The organism is Monashia sp. HAY1-5C (assembly GCF_056755255.1).
In genome coordinates this window covers 1-2,981 of record NZ_JBPGXG010000236.1, presented here as the reverse complement: position 1 = coordinate 2,981, position 2,981 = coordinate 1, and the positions used below count along the sequence as shown (strand labels likewise).

The following is a 2,981-nucleotide window of genomic DNA, read 5'->3' as shown; positions in this document are numbered from 1 at the left end:
CCCACGACCTGTCCGAGGCACTCAAGCTCGGCGACCGCATCCTCATCATGCGCGACGGCCGGCTCGTCCAGGTCGGCACCGGAGCCGACCTGGTCGGGGCCCCGGCCGACGACTACGTGCGCGACTTCGTCCGCGAGGTCCCCCGCTCGCACGTCCTGACCCTGCGCTGGATCATGCGTCCGGTGCATCCGGACGACGTGCTCGACGGTCCGGAGCTCGGTCCCGACGTCGTCGTCCGTGACGCGGTGCGGGTGGTGCTCGAGGCCGAGCGCCCGATCAAGGTCGTCGAGGGCGGCCGGCTGCTCGGTGTCGTCGGGGACGCGGAGATCCTCTCGGTGGTCGCCGGATCATGACGACGATCGCTGCAGTCCGCACCGGCATCCGCCCGCATCGGGGCGTGATCATCACCGGCGTCCTGCTCCTGTGGCTGGTCGCGTTCACGGTGCTGCGTGGGCGTGACACCCTCTCGCTGGGTGCCGCGGACGTCACCTCGCTGCACTCCCGGCTCAACGACCTCAACGACGCGGTCGGCGCCAACCGCAACAGCAACCCGCTGTTCCTCTACTTCTTCAACGAGATCCGGTTGGTGATCGAGCAGCTCACGAACTTCATCTCCGCGCTGGTGTCGCAGCCGGCGTTCGGACGCCCGGTCCCTCTGATCGGCTGGCTCGGAGTCGTCGCGCTGGTGGGTTACGGCTCCTGGGCCTTGGGCAACCTCAAGGTCGGGCTGCTCGCCGTGGCCGGCTTCACCTTCATGGGCCTGCAGGGCCTGTGGCAGGAGAGCATGGACACCTTCGCGCTCACCCTGTCTGCGGTGCTCGTGTCGCTCCTCATCGGCATCCCCTTGGGGATCTGGTCGGGGGTCTCCGACCGCGTCAACCAGGTCGTCACCCCGGTGCTCGACTTCATGCAGACCATGCCGACCTTCGTCTACCTCGCGCCACTCACCCTGGTCTTCCTCATCGGACCGGCCTCGGCGGTCATCGCGACGCTCATCTACGCGGCCCCGCCGGTCATCCGGATCGCGGCGCACGGCATCAGGCAGACGCCCAAGGAGACTCTCGAGGCCGCTCAGTCGCTCGGCACCACCCGGGTCCAGCTCCTGCGACAGGTGATGCTGCCGATGGCCAAGCGGACCATCGTCATCGGGATCAACCAGACGATCATGGCGGCGCTGTCGATGGTGACCATCGCGGCCCTGATCGACGCGCCCGGTCTGGGGCGGGTCGTGCTGCGGTCGCTGCAGTCCCTCGATGTCGGCGCCGCCTTCAACGCCGGCCTGTCCATCGTCGTCATGGCCATCGTCTTCGACCGGGTCACCACCGCCGCCAGCGTGCGCGTCGAGAGGTCCCGACGCAGCGCCAGCCGGATCCCCGCCTCGGTGCGCAAGGTCGCCCTGCTCGTCGGGGGAGCGGGCACCCTGGTGTGCCTCTACCTGTCCTACACCTTCGTATGGGCGGCCGAGTTCCCCACGGACGTCGACCTGGGCGCCCCGATCAACCGGTTCGTCACGGGCGTCACCGACTGGACGCAGGTTCACCTGAGCGCCCTGACCAGCGACTTCAAGGAGTTCACCACCGACCACGTGCTCAACCCGTTCCAGACGCTGCTGACCGACTCGCCGTGGTGGCTGTTGTTCGCCGTGCTCGTGGCACTGGCGGCGGTCGCCGGCAGTGTGCGCACCGCCCTCGTCACCGCGACGACGCTGGCCCTCATCGTGGGCACCGGACTGTGGTTCGACGCCATGTCCACGCTTGCCGCGACGTTGATCGCGACGGTCGCGGTGATGGCTCTGGGGCTGGTGTTCGGCGTGTGGATGGGCCGCAGCCCCAAGGTCGACAGGGTGGTCCGGCCCGTGCTCGACGCGGCCCAGACGATGCCCTCCTTCGTCTACCTCGTGCCGTTCGTCGCGCTCTTCGCGGCCAGTCGCTTCACCGGCATCGCCGCGGGTGTCGTCTACGCCGCGCCGGTGGCCATCAAGATCATCGCCGACGGGATCGCCGCCGTGTCGCCCACGACGATGGAGGCGGCGACCTCAGCCGGGTCCAGCACGTGGCAGCTCATAACCAAGGTCCAGCTGCCGATGTCGCTCCGGACCATCGCGCTGGCCATGAACCAGGGCCTGATCTACGTGCTCTCCATGGTCGTGGTCGGGGGCCTCGTCGGCGGCGGCGCGCTCGGCTACGACGTCGTGGCCGGGTTCCGCCAGAACTCGCTGTTCGGCAAGGGCCTGGCCGCCGGGCTCGCCATCGTCCTGCTCGGCATCATGCTCGACCGGCTCACCCAGTCGGTCGCCCGACGGGCCCAGGCCACCACCGACCACGCCCGCCACTAGCACTTCCCGCAACCCCGAACCCACGCTGCTACCGCAACCTCGGCCGTGTGCCGAACGAAAGGCAAACCCCATGTCTCGTCCCAGATCCGTCCTGAAGAACCCCCTACCCCGAGCCCTGGCCGGCTGCACCGCTGCGGCCCTGGCGCTCTCGCTCAGCGCCTGCGGCGGTGCCAAGGTGGGAACCGACACGGCCGCCGGTGCCCAGGGCGGAAGCGGAGGCAAGTGCGGCACCTTCAACCTGGCGGTGAACGCCTGGGTCGGCTACGAGGCCGACGCTGCCGTCGTCGCCTATGTCGCCGAGAAGAAGCTCGGCTGCAAGGTCGTCAAGAAGAACCTCGACGAGCAGGTCTCGTGGCAGGGCTTCGGCACCGGGGAGGTGGACGCGGTGCTGGAGAACTGGGGCCACGAGGACCTCGCCAAGAAGTACATCACCGAGCAGAAGGTCGCCCAGGACGCCGGACCGACGGGCAACATCGGCGTCATCGGCTGGTACGTGCCGCCGTTCCTGGCCAAGCAGCACCCGGACATCACGGACTGGAAGAACCTCAACAAGTACGCCGACCTCTTCAAGACCTCGGAGTCCGGCGGGCAGGGCCAGATCCTCGACGGCGACCCGGGCTTCGTCACCAACGACGCCGCCCTCGTC

General features: G+C 68.9%; 2 protein-coding genes and 1 pseudogene. All 3 read left to right on the top strand.

Going from position 1 to position 2,981, the window contains the following annotated elements:
• Positions 1-353 (top strand): annotated as a pseudogene (locus ACR9ZK_RS21190) (glycine betaine ABC transporter ATP-binding protein); the annotation flags it as partial.
• Positions 350-2,335, top strand: a complete 1,986-nt coding sequence (locus ACR9ZK_RS21185; RefSeq protein WP_481343943.1) for an ABC transporter permease — start codon at positions 350-352, stop codon at positions 2,333-2,335. The pseudogene ACR9ZK_RS21190 and the gene ACR9ZK_RS21185, both read left to right, overlap by 4 nt.
• A 70-nt stretch (positions 2,336-2,405) precedes the next feature.
• On the top strand, positions 2,406-2,981 hold a 576-nt coding region (locus ACR9ZK_RS21180), incomplete at its 3' end, for a glycine betaine ABC transporter substrate-binding protein (protein WP_481343942.1).

Coding starts and splice junctions, on each gene's coding strand:
- ACR9ZK_RS21185 (WP_481343943.1), top strand. CDS start 350: ATGACGACGATCGCTGCAGTCCGCACCGGCATCCGCCCGCATCGGGGC.